Source organism: Picosynechococcus sp. NKBG042902 (assembly GCF_963864045.1).
GTDB lineage: Bacteria > Cyanobacteriota > Cyanobacteriia > Cyanobacteriales > MRBY01 > MRBY01.
The window spans coordinates 168,129-190,097 of the sequence record NZ_CAWLTV010000076.1 but is presented as its reverse complement, the minus strand read 5'-3'; the positions used below and the strand labels follow the sequence as shown (position 1 = coordinate 190,097).

The following is a 21,969-nucleotide window of genomic DNA, read 5'->3' as shown; positions in this document are numbered from 1 at the left end:
GCGTAGCCCTTTTTTTGCACCGAATTGCTGCTATTGAAGCGAGGCACAGATTAATAATGTTTCATTTCTTGTTTATTTTGGCATTTGGAATTATCGCCACCATCGCAGCGGTGAACTTGGTGCGCAGCTTTATGATGCTGAGTAATGAAACAAGGGTCTACCCAAATTTTCAGAGTAATACCCAAGGAACGCAATCCCAACGGCCCCGGCCGACCCCCCACCCAGAAATGGTTGACGACTTGGGCCAACCGATTAATGAACCGTTATTGGTCGTGCGATCGCTGGATGTAGAAGACGCGAGGCAACGCCTAGATAATTTATACAACTCATCGCCGAGTGGTGAAAATAACCAAGAAGAGGATGCCTAGAACCGATGGCAACCTTACCCCCTTGGCTCATCGTTGATCCCCTCCTCCAACAATGGTTACAGGAAGATCTCGGACGGGGCGATCGCACCACCCAATCCCTTTTTGCAAATACCCAAGCTCCCATCGGTCAGGCGAAACTGATTTTAAAAGCAGATGGTCGGGTTGCGGGCTTGCCTTTGGTAGGACGGGTTTTTCAGTTACTGAATCCCCAGAATTTTAAATTTGAAACGGCTTTATCAGAAGGCAGTACGGGACAGCCCCAGGATTTAATTGCCACGATGACGGCTCCCCTCGATATTTTGCTCATGGGGGAACGGGTCGCGTTAAATATTTTGATGCGTTTGAGTGGGATCGCCACAATGACGGCGCAGTATGTGGAAAAAATTGCTGATTTGCCGACGCAATTGGTGGACACCCGCAAAACGACTCCTGGCTTACGTCTGCTGGAAAAATATGCGGTGCAGGTGGGTGGCGGGCAAAACCATCGTTTCGGGCTAGATGATGCGGTGATGATCAAGGACAATCACATCCAGGCAGCAGGGGGAATTTCCCAGGCGATCGCCCTTGTGCGGCAAAATATGCCCTATCCTCTAGCGATTGAAGTAGAAGCCGAAACCCCGGAACAGGCTTTTGAAGCGGTGACAGCGGGGGCCGATATTTTAATGCTGGATAATATGTCCGTGGCGATGATGGCGGATTTGATCCCCCAGTTACGGGAAAAAATCCCCGTTTGAAATTGGAAGCGTCGGGCAATATTACCCTCGAAACCTTGTGGGAGGTGGCGTTGACGGGGATCGATTATATTTCCACCAGTGCGACGATTACCCGTGCGCCATGGCTCGATATCAGTATGAAAATTACGGCTTAGTTTTTAAAAATTTTTCGCTGAATGGCTAATCGATATACAACGGATCAACATTAATCGAAAGGCTTACCGGGCGCGGGCAGAATTCCCGCAAAAAAGTCAAATCGGGGATCTCCGTTTTGCGCTGGGGAAATTTCAGCACCACCTGCCAACGGTAACGCCGCGCCACTCGGAGAATATTTGCTGGAACAGGCCCAAGGAGTTCGTCTTCGGGTTCAAGCAGCGGAAAACATTTTTCGGCGATCGCCTCGGCAGTGTAGCGCACCTGATCATGATTTTCCCCACTAAAGCGCAGCAAAATTAATTTGCCAAAGGGCGGATAGTCCAATTCCTGCCGTTGACTTATTTCCCGCTCGGCAAAGGTCAAGTAATCATGGGTTTTCACCGCTTGAATCACCGGATGCTCTGGGGAATAGGTCTGAATGATCACCTGTCCCGGTTCATCGCCTCGACCCGCCCGACCCGCCACTTGGGTCAGGGTTTGGAAGGTGCGTTCCGCAGCCCGGTAATCGCTTTGATGCAACAGGCCATCCGCCGCAATCACCCCCACAAGGGTCACTTGAGACACATCTAAACCCTTCGTGAGCATCTGGGTTCCCAGTAAAATATCCGCCTCACCCCGGGCAAATTGCCCCAATAAGTCGCGGTGCGCCCCTTTGCGACGGGTCGTGTCACTATCAAATCGCAGACAACGTAACTGAGGAAATTCCTTGGCGATCGCCTGGAAGACCTTTTGGGTGCCGTTCCCGAAAAACTTGAAATAGGGGGAATTACAGCTAGGGCAATGTTTGGGTTGGAGCTGGCTATGATCGCAATAATGACAGCGCAATAGGGGCATACTTCCCTCCTGGACATAGTGGTAGGAGAGAGACACATCACAATGGGGACATTCCATCACGTAGCCGCAACTGCGACAGGAAACAAAGGTGCTGTGACCGCGACGGGCAACGAATAAAATGCCCTGTTCGCGGGTCTGGGCGATGCGTTCGAGGGCTTGCCGGAGGGACTGACTAAACAGAGAATAATTGCCGACCCGCAGTTCGTGGCGCATATCAACAATTTCCACGGGGGGCAGGGGACGAGCATACACCCGCTCAGGTAGAGAAACGTAATGGTAATTGGAGTTTTGGGCGGTTTGAAATTTTACCCAGGTGTCTAGGGCCGGGGTCGCAGAACCAAGAATGAGTGGACAATTTTCCTGTTGCGATCGCCACCGGGCAACGGTGCGGGCGTGGTAGGTGGGAGCGGGTTGATCCTGTTTGTAGCTGCTGTCGTGTTCTTCGTCGAGGATGATCATCCCCAGATTGGGCAGGGGGGCAAAAACAGCGGAACGGGTGCCGATGATAATTTGACTGTCGGGGCGTAACATTTGCCGCCAAGTGTCGTAGCGTTCCCCTTCTGATAAACCGCTGTGGTAAGTCAAAACGCGATCGCCAAACCGTGACCGAAACCGATCCATTAGTTGCGGTGTGAGACCAATTTCTGGCACGAGAATAAGGGCAGATTTTTGCTGGGATAATAGGGGGGCGATCACCTGGAGATAAACCTCCGTTTTCCCTGAACCCGTCACCCCATGTAACAAAACTTCCCCGTATCCTTGGATGGCTTGAATGGTGTTTAAAGCCTGTTGTTGGGCGGCAGTTAGGGTTTTTGCTTGATCTGAGTTTTGATCCGGGGCGCGGTGTAGGCGTAATTTTTCCCGTTCGGCGATCGCCACACAACCGACCTTTGCCATTTTCGTCACCGTTGCCGCCGTTGTTTTCGCCACCCCCACCAATTCCGAGAGCCACATTTCGCCCCCTTCATGGCGCAACACCAACAAAATTTCCCGTTGCCGTTTGGTGAGCCCTTCCCGTTCGCCCACGTAGCTCACCCACTTTTGCCGCTGCCCGTGGATGACCTGGGGCGTCGCTAAATATCGTTCTGCGAGGCCCACCTTTTCCAATTCCTGTATCCCCCGATAGACCGACTTAATCTGTCGTTGGAGGTACTTCACACTGTAATCCTGGGTTGATCCCCGCTGGAGTAACTGGAAAAGTTGTTGGGCCGTCGGTGGTAAAGAGTCGATGTCGATGGAGGCGAGATCGGTTTTCAAAAGCCGAACACGGGGTTGCGATCGCCGCAATAAACCCGGCGGCAAAGCCATTCGTACCACCGTCATCATATCCGTTTGATAGGCCTGGGCAACCCGCAATAAAAGCTGCCAGTAATGGGGCGAAAAAAAGCCCCGCGCAATGATCCCCTGCACCGGACGAATTTGCTCAGGATCTAGTCCCTGGGGGAGCTTTGCAATGAAGCGAATGGCGATCGCCCCCACCTGTTGCGCCCCAAACCCGACCAAGACAATGTCTCCTGGCACTACCGTTAATTCTGGCGGCACTCCATAGGTAAAAAGCCCCTGAGTATAACCACAATCAACTAAGACCTCAAGCCAATTCAAATCCCCGATCTCCTAAGATTCCCAAAACTCACTGCAAAAGCACTATACCCCATGATTTTTTATCAATTCAAATAAGCATAATTATTTTTCTCTATATACAACCCTAGGTAGAGTGAAGTAAGAAGTAAATTATGAGAGTTTATCTTTACTAATCAAAACTAAATTTTCTTGAAATTTCCTGGATTACATCACATTAAATAATCCTTAAAAGAAGTGTCGCTGATAATGCAGATGCCGCTAGTCTGCTATGTCAAGCTATTTTGATGGGCAACCGATCTTTTTGGGCTTGGCAAGTGATTTAAGAAAAATTTACACAACTTCCCTGGGCAAAAGATCCACTCAACAAAACCTTAATTTTGTATTTAACAAAACCATATTCTACTCAACCATCTGCTACATTAATTCTGAGAAAAGTCTCGGATTTTTCCCAGAAACCTTTACTAATTGCTGCAATTGTTGATTTTTATTAAAAGCTTATTTACATTCCCAGAGCTCAAACAGGTATAACAGTTCTAAGGAATGAACTGTCTGCTCCTTGAAATTGTTTTAGCTGCATCCTGATAAACGATTATTTGGTATTGAATTCTGCTTATTTTTGTTTTTCTTTAGCTAATCCTCGCTTCCCACCACACATCCCCTGACTCTTTATTTCGTAGGATTATGTTCGACACAACCACAACCAACAGTCTTGACCCTGTGTATGCTCAAGATAGCCATCAAGCCACTGAATTAGAATCGAGCAATTCAATGGTTGAAGCGGAATTTTCAGAGACAGAACTCACAAATTTGCGGGGAGTCCGTAGTCGCAATGAGGATACTGTCGGTGCTTTTTTTAAAGAGATGGCCCGCTACCCTCTCCTCAAGCCAGACGAAGAAATTCAACTGGCCCACAGTGTTAAGTTCCTCAATGATGCCGAAGAGCGTCGCCTTGAACTTCAGGAACAATTGGGGCGATCGCCTACCAATGAAGAATGGGCGAGTGTCCTTGGCCTCGAAACGGTTAAACAGCTCAACTCTGCCCTGTACAAAGGCCGGGTGGCGAAGCGGAAGATGATTCGCTCCAATCTGCGTCTTGTGGTCTCCATTGCGAAGCGCTATCTCAACCGGGGTGTACCGTTTCTAGATCTGATTCAAGAGGGGGCGATCGGCCTTAACCGTGCCGCCGAAAAATTCGACCCCAACAAAGGCTACAAGTTTTCGACCTATGCCTATTGGTGGATTCGCCAGGCGATTACCCGCACCATTGCCAATGATGCCCGGACAATTCGCTTACCGATCCACATCGTCGAAAAGCTCAACAAACTCAAAAAAGCCCAACGGACGCTCAAACAAAGCCTGCAAAGGAATCCAACCGAAGCGGAATTGGCCCAAGAACTCGATATTACCGCTGATCAACTCCACCAACTGCTTCAGCTCCGGCGTCAATCTCTCTCCCTGAACCACCGGGTGGGTAAAGGCGAAGACACGGAACTGGTTGATCTCCTCGAGGATGATGGCCTTCAACTTCCCGAAGAACGGATGAGTGAAGCGATGATGCGCCAAGAACTTTGGGATGTCCTCGGTGACGTGCTCACTGACCGTGAAAAAGAAGTCATTGCCCTCCGCTATGGCCTCTCCTCTGAGCAGCCCCATACCCTCGAAGAAGTGGGTGGAATGTTTAATCTGTCCCGGGAGCGGGTACGACAAATCCAAAGTAAGGCGATGCGCAAGCTACGGCGTCCCCAGGTGGCCCGCCGCCTCAAAAGTTGGCTGTATTGATCCCCTAAATTAATCTTTACCGGATGGATTTGGCGATCGCCAACCTAGATTATTCCTCCTTTCGCTTTTGCCCCCGTAGCCCCTCTGTAATATTTAAGAGGGGTTTTTTCTATGGTTTATTGCTTTTGTGCCCACAAAAAAACCCGCTTGGTGCGGGCGCGCTTTTTATGAATTAATAATCATTTCAACGATTTTAGGTGGTTCCAACCTGTAGCCTCATTCCCAAGACTGTCTAGTACAAGGGAACGTTAGCATCAACTTCTTCACTCCAGGCTTTGATCCCACCTTTGACGTTGATGCCTGTAATGCCTGCTTCCTGGAGAATACCGAGAGCTTTCGCTGAGCGGCCTCCCATTTTACAGTGGGCAATTAACTTTTTCCCTTCTGTCAGTAATTCCTTGACCTGATCAACCCCATCGCCTTGCTCAATATCGGGGAGAGGGATCAGGGTCGCCCCCGGAATTTGGGCAATGTCATATTCATGGGGATTGCGGACATCGATCAAAACATAATCATCAGCACCGCTGTCCAACAATGCCTTGAGTTCTGTAACTGTCATTTCTTCCATAGCTGCCTGCTGTTCTGCCTCTGCTGCCTTTGCTTGGGGAATGCCACAAAACTGTTCGTAATCAATCAATTTTTCGATTACAGGACGTTCTGGGTTAGGACGTAATTTCAATTCCCGGAATTTCATATCGAGGGCATTGAAAAGTAAAAGTCTGCCACTGAGGGTATTCTTCGCCCCAAGAATAATCTTGATGGTTTCTGTGGCTTGGATCGTGCCGATGATCCCTGGTAATACACCGAGGACACCGCCCTCTGCACAGGATGGCACCATGCCTGGTGGCGGAGGTTCGGGATATAAGTCACGGTAGTTGGGGCCGCCTTCGTAGTTAAAGACGGTGGCTTGGCCTTCAAACCGGAAAATCGAGCCGTAGACATTGGGCTTATTTAAAAGCACACAAGCATCGTTCGTGAGATAACGGGTGGGAAAATTATCAGTCCCATCCACAACGATGTCGTAATCTTTAATAATGTCGAGGGCATTACTAGAATTAATCTGGGTCTCGTAGAGATCGACTTGACAGAAGGGATTAATTTCTAGGATTCGGTTTTTCGCCGATTGGATCTTGGGCTTGCCAACCCAGGAGGTGCCGTGGATGATTTGGCGTTGCAGGTTAGAAAAATCTACAATGTCGAAATCGACCAGACCAATCCGACCGATTCCCGCAGCGGCAAGGTAGAGCAGTAATGGCGAGCCGAGACCACCACTACCGATACAAAGGACACTGGCGGCTTTAAGCTTCTTTTGTCCATCTACGCCCACTTCCGGCAGGATTAGGTGCCGTGAATAGCGTTCGTAGTCATCCTTTGTTAGTTCTATAGTGTCTAAATTAGGATTTAACATTTTTGGGTGTTCTGAGGAAATATTTTAGAGTCTGCGGTCTGGGGTCACGACCAAGAACACGATTGCAGTCTTTTAGTCTACTGCGTTGTGGGGTTAGATTCTAGGTTAACTTAAGGGATTGTGCCTTGGGCAGAAAATATTTTGCTCAGGAATAGGCGACGATTGATGAATTTATTGGTATTTTTTGAGGAAAGCATTGTGCAACACTGCGTCAAATTATATTGACGGGGTATAGTCGCTTTTAGGATTCACTAAGCGGGATAATTTTGTATTGATCCCTAGGAGAAACGGTCTTATGGTTCATGGTCAGGAAGTTACGAATGGGGATCATCCCCGCAAAGGCTCCACGAAGCTTCTTCGATCACCGCGCCGCAATCTCTCTCGCCACCCCAAATCTAAGGTTTTTTCGCCTTTTGTGCAGGGACTGTCATGGGGGGTTGGGTTTATGGGGACGATTCTCCTATCTGCTTCTTTAGGAACGGCGATCGCCGTCTATACCCCCATTGCCCAATTGGTATTACCTTTTCTGCCAGCTCCCCTGGGAAGCCTTGCAACCGACGGTTTACGGCAATTAGGGACTTACAGCTTGGGTCGCCCCGTGAATGTCCTTGTGATGGGGGTTGATCGCGTCGAAGGGACGGAGAATCCAGAAGCCGAATTTAATGGACGCAGCGACACAATCCTCTTAGTTCGCTTCGAGCCAGAACAGGGACAAGTCAATATGCTTTCGATCCCCAGGGATAGCCAAGTCAGAATTCCCAATGTGGGCATTACAAAAATTAATGAAGCCAATGCCTATGGTGGCGGTCAGTTGGCAGCCCAGGTTGTGAGTGACGCCTTAAATGGTGTGACAGTCGATCGCTATGTGCGTTTGACCACCGACACCTTCAAAGAGTTGGTTGATGCCGTGGGGGGAGTTAATGTATTTGTCCCAGCGGATATGCAATACACAGACCAGACCCAAGGCCTAGAGATCAACCTCGAAAAAGGCTGGCAAGTGCTAGATGGAGAACAGGCAGAACAGTTTGTCCGCTTCCGGCAGGATCAATATGGTGACATTGGTCGGGTACAACGCCAACAGATACTCCTCAAAGCGCTCCGGGAAAAAATCCAGTCCCCGGCGATTATTCCCCGTCTTCCGGCTCTGATTGGTTTAGTACGTGAACACATTGATACGAATCTAACCTGGGAAGAAATGCTGGCATTGATGAATTTTTCACGACAGCTTGAGCCAGAAAATTTTCAGATGGTGATGCTCCCAGGGCGCTTTAGTGACGTGGGTGAATATAACCGTAGTTACTGGATTATTTCTGACCAGGGTAAAAATCAGGTGATGACAGAATTTTTCGCGGTGGAATCGCCCGTCTGGTCAGCCCCCGGCGAAAATGATGGCACTTTAACGAACAACGTGCGCATTGCGATTCAAAATGCCTCTGGTTCACCGGGAATGGCGCGGCAGGTGTCGGAATTTTTGCAGACCCAGGGCTTTACGAATATTTATTTGTCGAGTGATTATCCAGACCGCCTTGAGCAAACCCAAGTGATTGCCCAACAGGGAAATGTGGCTGGGGCGAATCAACTGCTAGCAAACCTAGGTACGGGCAGGGTTGAAGCTTCTTCCATCGGCGAAATTGAATCGGACTTTACGATCCGTGTGGGCCAAGATTGGCTGGAACGATCCCAGGAATCGTTTGTGTCCAATTAATTTGAAAGTAATTGAATCGATTAGAAACTAAACACTAAGCAAATTAATGGAAAACTTACGGACGCAGGTCTTGGTGGTCGGGGGCGGCACCGGGGGGATAGCCGCAGCAATTCAATGTGCGCGACAAGGAATTGAGACAATTTTGGTGAGTGAGTTTCCCTGGTTGGGGGGGATGCTCACGGCGGCAGGGGTTGCGGCACCGGATGGCAATGAACTCAAGGCCTGGCAGACAGGACTTTGGGGCGCTTTTCTCCGGGAGCTACAACGGCGACATCAGCAAGCAGGCTTGGATCACAGTTGGGTGAGTATGTTCACTTTTGAGCCGCGAGTTGGAGCTGAGATTTTTGCAGATTGGGTTAAAGCAGAGCAGCAGTTAACCTGGATTGCGGGACAGATCCCCCTGGAAGTCAAAAGACAAGGCGATCGCCTTTGTGCGGTACGTTTTCCAGATTATTGGATTGAGGCGGACATTATCCTCGACGGGACAGAATTGGGGGATCTACTGGCCCTGGGGGAGGTGCCCCACCGTTGGGGTTGGGATCGGTCAGAGAAATTTCAGGAACCCAGCGCCCCTACTGCCCCAAACGAAATGACACAAACCTACCCGGTGCAGTCGCCCACCTGGGTTTTTTATCTTAAAGAGAATGGCCGACGACCTCCCGCCAGTAATAAGGATTTTTCGATATTCCAAGGGGCTTGGGAAAAATATGGCCTGGAGCATTTTCTGAATTATGGGGGCTTGCCCAATGGCCACTACATGATCAACTGGCCCCTCGCTGGCAATGATTTTGGTTTGGGGGGCGATCGCCTTTTAGATCCCCAGCAACGCCTTGATTTTTATCGGGAAGCCCAGGCCCACAGTTTGGCGTTTGCGGATTACATTTACCAAGCATCTGGCGGCAAATATGGCCTAGCGACGGGCGTTTTTCCCCATGACTTGTACGGCGGCAGTTTTGCCCTGATGCCCTATTTCCGGGAAAGTCGGCGCTTGATCGGGACAGAAACCCTTACGGAGCAGCAAATTTTACCCCAGGGTACTGTTGCACCTTTGCCGTTAAATTCAGCCGGAGAAGTCCAAGCAATTGCCGTTGGGAATTACGCCAATGACCACCATTATCCGGGCTTTGAGTTTCCCCTCACGCCAAAGTCGATCCCCTGGGGCGGCCGCTGGACAGGTACTCCTTTTACGATTCCCTACATGGCTCTGTGTTCAGCCACGGTGGAAAATTTAATCGCCTGCGAAAAAAATATCGCCGTTTCCCACATCGCCAACGGGGCAACACGCTTGCAACCCCTGGTACTCAATCTTGGTCAGGCAGCAGGCCAAGCAGCGGCCCTGGCAATTCAAAATCGGTGCGCCCCAAAAGAGATTGATGTCCGGCAACTTCAGGAAAAGTTATTGACAGATAATTTTGCGCCCGCAGCAGTGATCCCTTTGTATAATTTGGCCTTTGACCATCCCGAATGGCTAAAGTGGCAACGGTTTTACCTCGATCATCCCGAACAATATCCTGAAAATGGTTTATGCGATCGCAGGCCGTTTGTCTCAGAACCCACACCCCAGGCAAAACTCTACAGCGGTGAAATTTTTCCCCAAGGTAATTGCCAATATGCGATCGCCTTACCCGATCAGTCGAAACCAATTCAGGTGGTAACCCTTGATCCCCAGATGCACCAATGGCTGGGAAATTTGCAGACTCCCCAAAAAATTCAGGCGATCGGCAGAATTAACAAGGCCGCCCCTTGGTTTGTCCTTGAGGACATTGCCTAAAACCTGCTACTGCATTCGGTCGATGGTGCGGTATTGAATCGCTTCGGCAATGTGGGTCGTTTGGATGGTTGGAGCTGCGGCTAAATCGGCAATTGTCCGGGATACCTTCAGAATCCGATCCATGGCCCGGGCCGATAACCCCAACTTACGGATTGCCCCTTCGAGTAAATTACGACTACCTTGGTCAAGGCCACAATGTTGCCGCAGATCCTTCGTCGTCATCTCCGCATTGCAGTGCACTTGGGGGTGATCCTGGAATCGCACTTGGGCAATCTGTCGCGCCTGGTTAACCCGTTCTGCGACGGTGTGAGAATCTTCACCGACACCCTGTTGCATCATTTCCTCTGGCTTCAGGCGATTGACCGCTACCTGGAGATCAATGCGATCCATCAACGGCCCCGATAATTTTGCCCAATATTGTTCACGGGCGCGGGGACTGCAAGTGCAAGCTTGGATCGGGTCGCCAAAATAACCACAAGGACAGGGATTGGTGCTGGCAACGAGGGTAAATTGGGCGGGAAATTCCACTGACTGACGGGTGCGGGAAATGGTGACAAAACCATCTTCTAGGGGTTGCCGCAAAAACTCTAAAACAGTACGTTTGAACTCAGTTAGTTCGTCGAGAAACAATACGCCCCGGTGAGCGAGGGAAATTTCCCCAGGGCGGGGAAAACTGCCGCCGCCAACGAGGGAAGGGCCAGAGGCGGAATGGTGGGGGCTGCGGAAGGGGCGTGCTGTTACCAATGTGCCACGATCTTTGAGTAAACCAGCGACGGAATGAATTTGCGACACTTCTAGGGCTTCATCGAAGGACAGTTTCGGCAAGATGCCCGGTAATCTTCGAGCCAGCATCGTTTTTCCGCTACCGGGTGGCCCCACAAAAACGAGATTATGGCCCCCAGCGGCGGCAATCTCCAGGGCGCGACGGGCTAGGGTTTGGCCCTTGACATCTTTGAGATCGGGGACGAGGTGGGCAGCTTTGGCGATCGCCTCTCGGATATCGATTTTTACAGCTTGATGCTTATGGGGTGCCCCCAACAGATCCGCCACTTCCTTTAAATTTCCACAGCCATAAACCGTTAGACCCGCTACGACTGCTGCTTCCTGGGCGTTAGCAATGGGAACGACCATCCCCTTAAACCCTAACTTTTGGGCGGCGGCGGCGATCGGTAAAACTCCCGCCACAGGCCGGAGGGTGCCATCGAGGGACACTTCCCCCAGGAATAAAAAATCTTCCTGGAGCGTTGTTTCAATTTGTTCCGTCGCGGCCAAAATGCCCACACTAATGGGAAGATCAAAACTAGGGCCTTCCTTGCGGAGATCGGCGGGGGTGAGATTGACTAAAATTTTGCGCACAGGGAAGCCGAAGCCAGAATTTTTGAGGGCGGCCTTGACCCGTTCCCGGGATTCTTGTACTGCTGTATCCGGCAGTCCGACCACCATCATTTTCGGTAAGCCGCCGGAAATATCCACTTCCACCCCGACCCTGAGGGCATCGACCCCGACAATGGTGGCACTCCAAATTTTTGCTAGCATGGCTCTGTTTTAGTGTGCTGTTAGGACAATATTATAGAAAAATTGGCGATCGCCCGCCCTTTGATTTCCCTTTGACCTATGCGCTATGTTCCTTTTCTACGCAGTTTGTTCCTCGGTAGCCTTGGTTTGCTGCTCCAGAGCTGCGTTGGTTATCCGCGCATTGTCAATTTTCCCGTTGATCCCGGTGGCCGCAGTTTAAATAGTCGAGCCCTCGAATTTGACCCGGCGATCGCCGAACCTTACCTCGTTTTCGCCTCAGACCGCAACGGCTCCCAGGATATTTACCTGTTTGATACCAGTACCAGGCAAACAATCCTTTTACCCGGTCTAAATGCCCTGAATGAAATTGCCTCCCATCCTGCCGTTTCTGAAGACGGTCGCTACATTGTGTTTGCGGTCAATCGTCGCGGCGAATCTGATATTTATCTCTATGATCGCGAGTTTGAACAAAAGCGAAATTTAACCGATAACTTAAACCAAGAAGTACGTAATCCAACCATTAGTGCTGATGGGTCTAAAATTGCCTTTGAAGCCGCTGAAAATGGCCAGTGGGATATCCTCGTTTATGATCGCAATGGCCGCCAATTGGATGTCGAATAATATCTCCTGACCTTCTTAGCTAATGCAGCACCAACTGATCACTAGAGGGTAGCGTAGTAGCACTTGGTTTCGGTTTCGGTGTGACTCAAAATGACGCCGAGGTCTTCGAGGATTTCTAGGCAGTTTTGAATCGTTTCTAATTTTTTTGCGCTTGTGCCTTTGAACTGGGCGGCAATTTGGGTAATTGTCCATTCGCCGCCTTGGGTACGCAATAAATCTCGGATCGCGGCGAGTTGGTCTTTGAGTTTTGTCGGGAATTTTTGTTGTTCAGGAGGGGCAATAACGGCTTCTTTTGTTTCCTCTTCTACGCCAATACCTTCTATGACTTTCTGGGTGACGACTTGATCGGGGGCTTGATATTCGGGACGGAGCCAACGGACAAAACCATTACGTTCTTCTTCGGCTCGTTCTGCATTGAGATCGACTAATCTTTGCAGGATGGTTTGTTCGAGTTGTTCTTTGGTTTTGGTGTTGTTGGTCTCGGTTTGACACCCCTCTAAATCTCCCATCCCTCCGCCTTCGGCACCTCCCTTGGGAAGGGAGACAAAATCACCATAGACTTTTTGCCACAGGGGAATCAGGTCTTCCCAACCGTAGGCGCGGAATACGGCTTGATCGAGGTCGTCGTGGATTTGTTTGAGGGTGGTGATCAGGGCCTTGTTGTTAAATTCTCTGTCTGCATCGGTGAAGGGTTCGCCACTCCGCATTTTTTCGAGGCAGTTATACATGGCGGTAATGGTGACTTCAGGATGGGCGGCTTGGACTTGTTTGCGGTAGCTTTCTAAAGCCATACCACCTAATTCTAGACAAAACATCACCAGTAATGCTTATCCAATGCTAGTATGGGTACGCATTTTTAGTTTCGAGAAAGAAATATTCTATGCGTACCCATCTCACAATCAAAACTGCAGCCAAGCAATTACAGGTAAGTGAGCAAAGAGTTAGAACTCTATGTCGTGCCGGAAAAATACAATCTAAAAAAATCGGCAATATGTGGTTACTGGATGAGGGTAGTCTACAAAACTACGGATTACGTTCAGGTAATTTAGTAGCAGAAGATCGTCAATCGTATTCTATTAATTCTTCTTCCAAACCAATTGCTCTCAGTTTTTTTTCTGGGGCTATGGGGCTAGATCTAGGGATTCACAAAGCTGGTTTTGATATTCGTTTAACTTGCGAAATAGATAAATTTTGTAGACAAACTATTGCTCTAAACCAGCCTGATGCAGCATTGTTGGGTGATATCCTTCAGTATAATGCTTCAGAAATCAAATCAGCTGCAGGCTTAAAAAAAGATGATGATATTGATTTGATTATTGGTGGTCCTCCATGCCAAGCTTTTAGTACTGCTGGAAAACGCCAAGGGCTTAATGATAGTAGAGGAAATGTTTTTTTGAAATATGTAGAGCTATGTCTCGATTTAAGACCCAAATATTTTGTCATCGAAAATGTTAGAGGTCTATTATCTTGCCCTTTAATACATAGACCCCATGATCAAAGAGGGGATAATTTCCCACCACTAAATGATTATGAGAAAAAAGGCGGCGCACTCAATTTCATTCTTCAAAGAATAAAAAATTCAAACTACTCTTTCTCATTCAATCTCTATAATTCGGCTAATTTTGGAAGTCCACAAATCCGTGAAAGAGTTATTATAATTTGTTCGCGAAATGGTGGGAGACCACCTTTCTTGATTCCAACACATTCTCAAAATGGTGAATTCAGCTTACCAAAATGGAAAACATTTCGTTCATGTACTATCGGGATTAAAGAACACCATCATTTAAATTTTCCAGAAAAAAGATTGAAATATTATCGATTGCTTAAGCCTGGTCAAAATTGGAAAGATTTACCCATTAGTTTACAAAAGGAAGCGATGGGTAAATCATTTTACTCAGGGGGAGGAAAAACAGGCTTTTTTCGCCGTCTTGCATGGGATAAACCGTCACCCACTTTGGTAACACATCCAGCAATGCCAGCAACTGACTTAGCCCACCCTACAGAAAATAGACCTCTTTCTATTGAAGAATATAGAAGAATACAAGAGTTTCCTGACGATTGGGAATTATCAGGATCTCTAATTCAGCAGTATAAGCAGATTGGTAATGCAGTACCAGTTAGTTTAGGTTATGCAATTGGAACTTTGATTTTTGATTTATTGCATGGAGTCAAAATTAAAAATTTAGAGGGTTTTAAATATTCACGCTACAAAAATACAAGTGACTTAGATTGGAAGAAAGAAATTACTGAGCAAAAACAGCTTACATTGAATTTAGTTTAGCTTTCTCTGTAGCAAGATATGAAGCAACAAACTTTTTAAATCCATCTTCACTCAGATCATATCCTTGCATAGCATCCGGAAGCTTATCCCAACGAGTAAAACTTGTCCTTCCTTTTTTTATATCTTTTGAGAACGAACGAAACCATTTTTGAATGTTGCTTCCATCTCTTATCGCACTGCTAGAGGAATTCTCAGAGTTATCTCTATTTTTTATTTGGAGTAATATCCAACTACCGTCATTTTGTCGATAAATGAAGTCAATAGCTCTCACAAAATCACCACAACACCAGCTCCAGCCATAATCTTTTAGCTGTTCATGAATATAACGCTCAAGCAAGTTGCCGACGCAATTTTCTGCACACATAGAGTATTGGTGCTCGATTTTTATTTCTTGACATTTTTCGGGACTATAACCGTAAGCTTTTTCCATAATAAATGAAACCATTTCGTCTGGAACAGTACTGGGTGCTGCCGGAAAATCAGACCGTCTGTATGCAGAAAAATAGCAAGAAGCTAATATTTTTAGACCTTCTTCTGTATTTACATCTGGCTTATTCGGCTTAGTCTTACTCGTTCTCCAAGATAATTGCTCAGGAAATTCCGACAAAAAATCACAAATATCAACGAATTGATTGATCAAAGATTCGCTGTCGTCGTTTGTACTACTTTCATGTTTTGCTATTTGTTTAGCTATCGTCCGATTAAAAATCAACTTTAACTCTCCTCATTATTGAGTGAAGAAATTGTACATTACTTTATTTGTGAGATCCGTAAACAGAATTTTCGGTACACTGTCATAAGTTCCGTAATTACCATTGGCACTCAGCTACGACTCACTAAAATCCTGCCACACCCGAAAATGATCACCGATATCACAGGTAATTAAAAACGGTGGCTTCGGCTCCACAAACCGCGCATATTTTAGCGCCTGCCCAAACGCCTTTTTCATCTCCTTCCGGTAGGTCGCAGTCCCCCGTTTCCCGTGCCCCTTGTTGCTGCTATTGCTGCCCTGCTTCGTCTCTAGGACAAAACAACCCTCTTTGTAAAAATCAATAAAATTTGTCGTTGCCGCCCCACTCGGCGCAATGATTTTCACATCCCGATCAAAACAATAGCGATTATTCCCTTCCCCCTTTGGTGGGGACTTTTCTACCCCCAGAAATTCACAAAAATCATTCAAAAAGCTCTGGTAATTGGCTCGCTCATTCCCCTCTGAGTTCTGCCATTTCTGAATAAAATCCGTCATACCCTATACACATATTGAGGCGATCGCCCCTTAATTTTACTCCATACACTAAGAGAATCCTCTCTACCTGTGGCATCTCCCCCAAGGGAGGATGGTCGGTGGGCGATCGCGCTTTTGGCTAGTGAAGCTCGGAAATTTTCAATTGAACTTCCTGCCGTTTAAAGGGAATATCCGCATTGATCGCTTCAATTTCCTGTTGCTCCATGACATTAATTTCATCAATATAAGCGTCTAAAACTTGGCCCATGCGGGGTTGATAAAAACGGTGGAGGCTATAGTTTGGTGTTGCCGGGAAACCGCGTCGTCGCTTATGTTTTCCGCCTGCGCCCGGATCGTACATCGTGATCCCCTGTTCGATTGCCCATTGGATCGGTTTGTAATAGCAGGCTTCAAAATGGAGACAGTCATATTCATCAAAGGCCCCCCAATAACGACCATAAAGATAATCATCTTTGCGGATACAAAAAGATAAACCGACGGGATGCTTGTCATCTTCTGGCGTGTAAGCGGCGGCCAGAACAACGCGATGACGATAGGTGGATTCTAGGGTTTCAAAAAAGGGTTTACGGAGATATTTACTGCCCCAAAAAAATTTGTCGCAGGTGCTGCTATAGAAACGATAAATAAGTGGGAAGTAATGGGCTGGAATTTCGTCCCCGGTCATCATCTTGAGGGATAAACCTGCTTTGTCAACGGCTTTGCGTTCGCGCTTAATATTTTTGCGTTGGTTGGAGGTAAAAGCACCGAGATAGTCGTCGAAGTTGTCGAAATTCTGGTTACTCCAGATGTAGCCATGGTGGAGCCAAGCCCGGAAGCCGAGTTGTTCCATGGTTTTTTGCCAGGTGGGATCGACAAACAGAAAATTACAGCCGGAAAGTTGTTGGCGATCGCAAAATTGATCAATGGCAGCGACCATGACCTGGGAGAGGGTCAATTCATCTTCGCCGGGGGCAATGAGAAAGCGGTAGCCCACGGCGGGCGTAAAGGGAGTCATCCCCACGAGTTTTGGGTAATATTCGTGGCCCAGGCGGTAGGACAGATCTGCCCATTGGTGGTCAAAGACAAATTCGCCGTAGCTATGGCCTTTGATGTAGAGGGGGGCCATGGCAATAAATTCTCCATCCCGCTGCACCGAGAGATGGCAGGGTTGCCAGCCCGTCCGGGGGCCGACACTGCCAGACAGTTCAATATTGTGGAGCCAATCCCATTCTAAAAAAGGGGTTTTCAATGGCGCGGCGATCGCATCCCAGGCAGCTTTGGGGATTTCCGCGATTTCACTGTGCCAAGTAACGGTAATTTGCGACGGGGCAACCATTGATTTGGGCAAAATTTAAGAATTTTTTATACCTTAATGGATCTCGTTTGATTTTGCATGGCTCTCCGTGGGCATGGCTCGCCATTTTTCGTAATGCTCAAAGGGTTGCTGAATCCAAGGATTATCGGGTAAATGCTGGACAAAGTAATCGGGCTGAAATTGGGAATGGCCTTTGTACCAGAGGACGGCGGTACGAATTTCTGTAATCTGGGGGGCTTGGGTTTGGAGCCAGGTCTGGGTTTGCTGGAGACTCCGCCCCGAATCAACTAAATCGTCTACCAGTAAAAGGCGATCGCCGAGGGGGCCAAAGTTCGTAAAATGCTCGGCAAAATGGAGTTGACCCTGTTCGCGGTTGCCGGTGCCACCGTAGCTAGCCACATTGAGGATTGCCAAGGGTTGGTCAAAAATGCGCGCCAAAATGTCACCAATCCTTAAGCCACCTTTCGCCAAACAAAGAATTTGATTAAATTCCCACTGGGAACTTTGAATTGTGACGGCCAATTGTTCAATTAAAGCGTGATATTCAGTCCAACTGATCTTGAGGTCTGTCATGGTTATCTTCGGGAAGAACGGGGAGATTTACGACGTTTTTTACGCTTTTTTTGGGAAAAGAAAGAAAATAAGCCTTGTTTTTGGGAACGTTTAACCATGGAACCAAGCCAGTCGCTGACGGAATGACTCATCGCCCCGATTTCTAGCCCCACAAAAAGGGCCAAACTTTCCGCCAAATAATGTTGTTGCCACTGTTGCTGGGCATTGAGAAAAGCAGTGCGCCAATTCCAGGAAAAATCAAGCATTAGTTGGGCGATCGCCACGCCAACCATTGTGACCAACAACAGAATCGTCCCTAGATAAAGAATACGAACAATTGTACCAATTAAAAACCCGTGGGAAAGGGCTGAACGATGGCGGAGATTTTTTTGATAGGGGAGCCAAATCCAGCGGAAGATCCCCCAACGCTTAAACTGCACGGAATGAATATCCAAGTCCGGGCCAAACATTAAGCCGCTAAACAGATAGGCCAAGCTTAGAATGAGGGCCAATTCCCACCGTCGCAGCAGAAAAAAACCAAGGCCCACCACCACAGGCAGCCCCCAAAAGGTGATCTGATCGTGGGTACGTCCAGAAGGCATTACAGGGTTTGGGAAGAACGAATCAACCAGCGATCGCCTTGGCGCACCAAGCTATAGCGGACACGCAGGTCAGAATCATAGGACTGGCCGGGATCGCGTTCCCCATTCGCCCGATAATAATCTGCCTTTTCCTGCACCTGGGCCTCCACGGTCGCCACATTGGGTTGGTCTGGGTTGAAGCTCACCGTTTCAATGGTCAAACTGTGGTCATAGGTGCGGTAGGTACCAGCGCTGCGGACGGCCTGGGCACTACTGCGCCAGCGGGACAGGGACGGTTCTGCCAAAATATTTTCTAGGGCCGCCAAATCACGGTCTTGGCCAAAGGCTCTAGCTTTACTCTCAAACCAAGTTTGGATCACCTCAGCGGCGATCGCCGCATTGAGCGCAGGCGTTGTCGTCGTTGGATCGGTTGTCCCATTCTCCGGATTATTATTTGCCTCGGCGGTGTCTAAGCTGGGGATCGTTAGGGGTGGCTCACCGTTGAGGGTGACCTGTAAGGGTTCCTGGGTAGTTAGGCCAGACAAAATTCGCACCAGGCCCACGACCAGCAAAACACTCCCCACGATAGCGGCGATCGCCCCCGAAGGCCCGATAGACTTTTTTGACGAAACTGGTTTTGACGAAGCGGAAGACGCTTCCGGGTCTGGGTTTAATGCCGCAGTTACAGGTGCTACACCAGGAGAAGGCGGTGCCGGGGGAACTGTAGCGGGAGTTTGAGTGACGAGATCCTCAAAGGAATCAACCTTGGCGGGACGACTGGGATGCGGCGAAACACCAGTTTCTGACTGTAATGTTTCCGGTGGCTTTTCCGACGGGGCCGCTGTACTTTCTGTGTCTGAAGGAGGTGTGGGTGTGGGGACAGCCTCCGTGAGGAGATCGTCAAGATATTGCTGCACTTCAGGATCGGCGAAGTAAGCCGTCAACGAAACAGAGCCATCTTCACGCCGTTGCCGGAGATCGCGGAAATGGGAAAAAACCTCTGTCTTCAGCCACTGTTCCCCATAGAGACATAAGCCTGGGAGTAGATCCGGTGCCCCCTCAGACTGCTCTTGAATGTAGGCGATCGCCTCCTGTTCCTGACTTTGCTCTAACAGTTGATTGGCTTCCGTTGGCTGACCTAAAAGTAAGGCGCAGATTGATTGCTCTAAAAAAACATCCTGGCGTTTGCCGAGGCGTTTCAATAGGGTCTGGGCTTGCACGACCAGGTCTGGTTTCCGTTGCGAAAACCCAGCAGCCAAAAGAGCATACACCGCTAGATAGGCCGCTGCCGCCGAAGGCCGCTTTGATTCTGCCACAAAGAGATCCAACTGTTCTTGCACCGTTAGATAACTGCGTAACTGCTGGATAAAGCGCAAAAAATCATCAATACTTAGACCCGACTGATCGTCCCCCTGGCCATCAATTCCTGCACGGGCGCTCAACATTTCCTGGAGCAGTTGTAAGCCCCGTTGTCGCTCTTGGGTTTCTGATTCGGGTAGGGCTAGAAGTTCTAGAACTTGATAAGGTCTGAGGCGATTGAGATCCCCTTGAATTTCCCGTTGGAGGTCTGCAAATTGTGCCACATCTACCAGTAGCTCTTGACTCTTCTGACCGGAGAGAGCCGCCTGTTCATAATGTTGTTGGAGCCACTGTTCCCGGCTCAATTCCCAGTGGGCCAGGGCCAAACAAAGCCGTAGTTCTTGCTCGACAATTTCGACGGCCCCAAATTTTCCTTCCTTGACCAACTTACCTTTGCCCTTGAGATAGGGGGCAGCCCACTTCAACACTAATTCATACTCCCCCAGGTCGAGGAGTAATAGCAGTCCCCCCAGTAAATCTTTTTCCGCGATGTCAATGGTTGGTTGGTGGGCCGTCAGGACTTCTAACTCTGTGTCACTGGAGGGGCGATCGGGAAAAGGCAGTTTCGGACGGCTGGGGACGAGGGAACGAAACATATTGCCCGACAGCTCATGGTCATAGACGGCGCGGGTTTCTGTTTGGGATAACACCTCGAAGGCTTGCTCGATAATCCGGTTGCGGGCCTCAATGGCCAAGACATTATGTTCGCGACGGGGAAATTGGGAAAGGCGATCGCGATAGGCTTGGGTAATTTGGGCAGTGGTTGCCTTGGCAGGGACGCATAGGATGCGGTAATAGTCGAGCGGAATGCGCACAGTTTACTTTCCTATCAGCAAAAGTCAGGTCAATTAAGGTTATATTAACCAAAGAATTTTAAACACCATAGGTTGCACGCTGTAGCGTTACCGAGCCCCGCAATCCTTAGAACATAGACTTCAGACCCTCTGGTTTGTTGATTGCTAAGCGATTGAACCGACGATGCTTTGCTTCTATGGAAGTCAATTTGATTCTAAACTGTTACTGCAGATTTCACACAGCCCTCGCGCCGCGTGATCGACTCATAAGACTAACCGAAAAATCCTGAATGTTAATGATGCATAAAGAACGGACAGCCCCAGAATTTGATAGTTCTTCGGTAGAGATCACCAAAGAAGAAGCCCTCATGCTCTACGAAGATATGACCTTAGGACGCTTGTTCGAGGATAAGTGTGCTGAGATGTATTACCGTGGCAAAATGTTTGGCTTTGTTCACCTCTACAACGGTCAGGAAGCGGTTTCCACTGGGGTGATTCGCTCAATGCGGCAGGGGGAAGATTTTGTTTGTAGTACCTACCGTGACCACGTCCATGCCCTCAGCGCTGGGGTTCCTGCGCGGGAAGTAATGGCGGAACTTTTTGGGAAAGAGACAGGCTGCAGCAAGGGTCGGGGCGGCTCAATGCACATGTTTTCCAAGGAACATGGTCTCCTGGGGGGCTATGCGTTTATCGGGGAAGGCATTCCGGTGGCGGCGGGTGCGGCTCTCCAAAGTAAATACCGCCAGGAAGTGATGGGCAATAAAAATGCTGATAATGTGACGGCTTGTTTCTTCGGGGATGGGACGTCCAATAATGGTCAGTTTTTTGAAACTTTGAATATGGCGGCCCTCTGGAAATTGCCGATTTTATTTGTCGTAGAGAACAATAAGTGGGCAATTGGTATGGCCCATGAACGGGCAACGTCCCAGCCGGAGATTTATAAGAAAGCAAGTGTGTTTGGGATGCCTGGCTATGAAGTGGACGGGATGGATGTCCTCGCGATGCGGGATGTGGCCCAAAAAGCCGTGGCCAGAGCCAGAGCCGGAGAAGGGCCAACTTTGATCGAAGCACTAACTTACCGCTTCCGGGGTCACTCCCTCGCCGATCCCGACGAATTGCGGTCTGCGGAAGAAAAAGAATTCTGGGCCCAGCGGGATCCACTCAAACGCTTTGAAAAATTTGTCACCAATCGGGGCCTAGCCACCGCCGAGGAATTAAAAGCGATTGAGAAGAAAGTCCAAGCGGTTGTGAATGAGTCTGTGACCTTCGCTGAAAGTAGCCCTGAACCCAATCCGGCGGATCTGCGTAAGTACATTTTTGCCGAAAGCTAAAACAGATCTTTAATTTCTAAAGTTAGGGTTGGCGATCGCCTTTTGGGTGAAGTCGCCAACCTTTTTTCATGGGTCAATTT

General features: G+C 48.7%; 17 protein-coding genes and 1 pseudogene. 8 read left to right on the top strand and 10 right to left on the bottom strand.

From position 1 onward, the window contains the following. Positions 1-56: 56 nt before the first annotated feature. Both AACR41_RS14875 and nadC read left to right on the top strand, forming a co-directional pair. Positions 57-368 (top strand): DUF2973 domain-containing protein, encoded by a 312-nt coding sequence (locus tag AACR41_RS14875; protein ID WP_030006144.1) that lies wholly within the window; start codon positions 57-59, stop codon positions 366-368. A 5-nt stretch (positions 369-373) separates the two neighbouring features. Next, positions 374-1,236: pseudogene (gene nadC / locus AACR41_RS14870) on the top strand (carboxylating nicotinate-nucleotide diphosphorylase). A 25-nt stretch (positions 1,237-1,261) separates the two neighbouring features. Here the strand turns inward: nadC and priA are convergent. After that, on the bottom strand, positions 1,262-3,673 hold the full coding sequence (priA, locus tag AACR41_RS14865; protein ID WP_030006143.1) for a primosomal protein N': 2,412 nt from the start codon (positions 3,671-3,673) through the stop codon (positions 1,262-1,264). 660 nt (positions 3,674-4,333) lie between these two features. On the opposite strand from priA, the gene AACR41_RS14860 reads away from it, so the two are divergent. Then, positions 4,334-5,431: an RpoD/SigA family RNA polymerase sigma factor gene (locus AACR41_RS14860; protein ID WP_030006142.1), complete on the top strand. Its 1,098-nt coding sequence runs from the start codon at positions 4,334-4,336 to the stop codon at positions 5,429-5,431. 232 nt (positions 5,432-5,663) lie between these two features. On the opposite strand, the gene moeB is transcribed toward AACR41_RS14860, so the two are convergent. Next, a complete protein-coding gene (gene moeB / locus AACR41_RS14855; protein WP_012305997.1) occupies positions 5,664-6,839 on the bottom strand; it encodes a molybdopterin-synthase adenylyltransferase MoeB in 1,176 nt (391 codons plus the stop codon). 295 nt (positions 6,840-7,134) lie between these two features. On the opposite strand from moeB, the gene AACR41_RS14850 reads away from it, so the two are divergent. Further along, positions 7,135-8,544 (top strand): LCP family protein, encoded by a 1,410-nt coding sequence (locus tag AACR41_RS14850; RefSeq protein WP_030006141.1) that lies wholly within the window; start codon positions 7,135-7,137, stop codon positions 8,542-8,544. A gap of 46 nt (positions 8,545-8,590) precedes the next feature. Next, positions 8,591-10,315, top strand: coding sequence for an FAD-dependent oxidoreductase (locus AACR41_RS14845; protein ID WP_030006140.1), 1,725 nt, complete (start codon positions 8,591-8,593; stop codon positions 10,313-10,315). 6 nt (positions 10,316-10,321) lie between these two features. Here AACR41_RS14845 and AACR41_RS14840 read toward each other — a convergent pair whose 3' ends face one another. Continuing rightward, complete coding sequence (locus tag AACR41_RS14840) at positions 10,322-11,851, bottom strand: YifB family Mg chelatase-like AAA ATPase (protein ID WP_030006139.1); 1,530 nt, start codon at positions 11,849-11,851, stop codon at positions 10,322-10,324. A 78-nt stretch (positions 11,852-11,929) separates the two neighbouring features. Here AACR41_RS14840 and AACR41_RS14835 point away from each other — a divergent pair, with 78 nt between their 5' ends. Next, positions 11,930-12,451, top strand: coding sequence for a TolB family protein (locus AACR41_RS14835; RefSeq protein WP_030006138.1), 522 nt, complete (start codon positions 11,930-11,932; stop codon positions 12,449-12,451). Between the two features lie 41 nt (positions 12,452-12,492). On the opposite strand, the gene AACR41_RS14830 is transcribed toward AACR41_RS14835, so the two are convergent. Next, positions 12,493-13,242: a hypothetical protein gene (locus AACR41_RS14830; RefSeq protein WP_030006137.1), complete on the bottom strand. Its 750-nt coding sequence runs from the start codon at positions 13,240-13,242 to the stop codon at positions 12,493-12,495. A gap of 89 nt (positions 13,243-13,331) precedes the next feature. Here AACR41_RS14830 and AACR41_RS14825 point away from each other — a divergent pair, with 89 nt between their 5' ends. Further along, positions 13,332-14,732, top strand: a complete 1,401-nt coding sequence (locus tag AACR41_RS14825) for a DNA cytosine methyltransferase (RefSeq protein WP_030006136.1) — start codon at positions 13,332-13,334, stop codon at positions 14,730-14,732. On the opposite strand, the gene AACR41_RS14820 is transcribed toward AACR41_RS14825, so the two are convergent. From AACR41_RS14820 to AACR41_RS14795, 6 genes are all read right to left on the bottom strand, one after another. Continuing rightward, complete coding sequence (locus AACR41_RS14820) at positions 14,713-15,444, bottom strand: SinI family restriction endonuclease (protein ID WP_030006135.1); 732 nt, start codon at positions 15,442-15,444, stop codon at positions 14,713-14,715. The genes AACR41_RS14825 and AACR41_RS14820 overlap by 20 nt on opposite strands. 114 nt (positions 15,445-15,558) lie before the next feature. After that, positions 15,559-15,978: a type IIL restriction-modification enzyme MmeI gene (locus AACR41_RS14815; protein WP_030006134.1), complete on the bottom strand. Its 420-nt coding sequence runs from the start codon at positions 15,976-15,978 to the stop codon at positions 15,559-15,561. A 118-nt stretch (positions 15,979-16,096) separates the two neighbouring features. Beyond that, entirely contained in the window at positions 16,097-17,293 is a 1,197-nt protein-coding gene (locus AACR41_RS14810) for a GNAT family N-acetyltransferase (RefSeq protein WP_030006133.1), read from the bottom strand. Between the two features lie 33 nt (positions 17,294-17,326). Further along, entirely contained in the window at positions 17,327-17,845 is a 519-nt protein-coding gene (locus AACR41_RS14805; RefSeq protein WP_045441447.1) for a phosphoribosyltransferase, read from the bottom strand. Between the two features lie 2 nt (positions 17,846-17,847). Beyond that, positions 17,848-18,426, bottom strand: a complete 579-nt coding sequence (locus AACR41_RS14800; protein WP_030006131.1) for a metal-binding protein — start codon at positions 18,424-18,426, stop codon at positions 17,848-17,850. Then, positions 18,426-20,579, bottom strand: a complete 2,154-nt coding sequence (locus tag AACR41_RS14795; protein ID WP_030006130.1) for an IMS domain-containing protein — start codon at positions 20,577-20,579, stop codon at positions 18,426-18,428. The genes AACR41_RS14800 and AACR41_RS14795 overlap by 1 nt, the downstream gene beginning before the upstream one ends. A 278-nt stretch (positions 20,580-20,857) precedes the next feature. Here AACR41_RS14795 and pdhA point away from each other — a divergent pair, with 278 nt between their 5' ends. Continuing rightward, positions 20,858-21,889 carry a pyruvate dehydrogenase (acetyl-transferring) E1 component subunit alpha gene (gene pdhA, locus AACR41_RS14790; protein WP_030006129.1) on the top strand — a complete coding sequence of 344 codons (1,032 nt, stop codon included), beginning with the start codon at positions 20,858-20,860 and terminating at the stop codon, positions 21,887-21,889. The last annotated feature ends 80 nt before the right edge of the window (positions 21,890-21,969 follow it).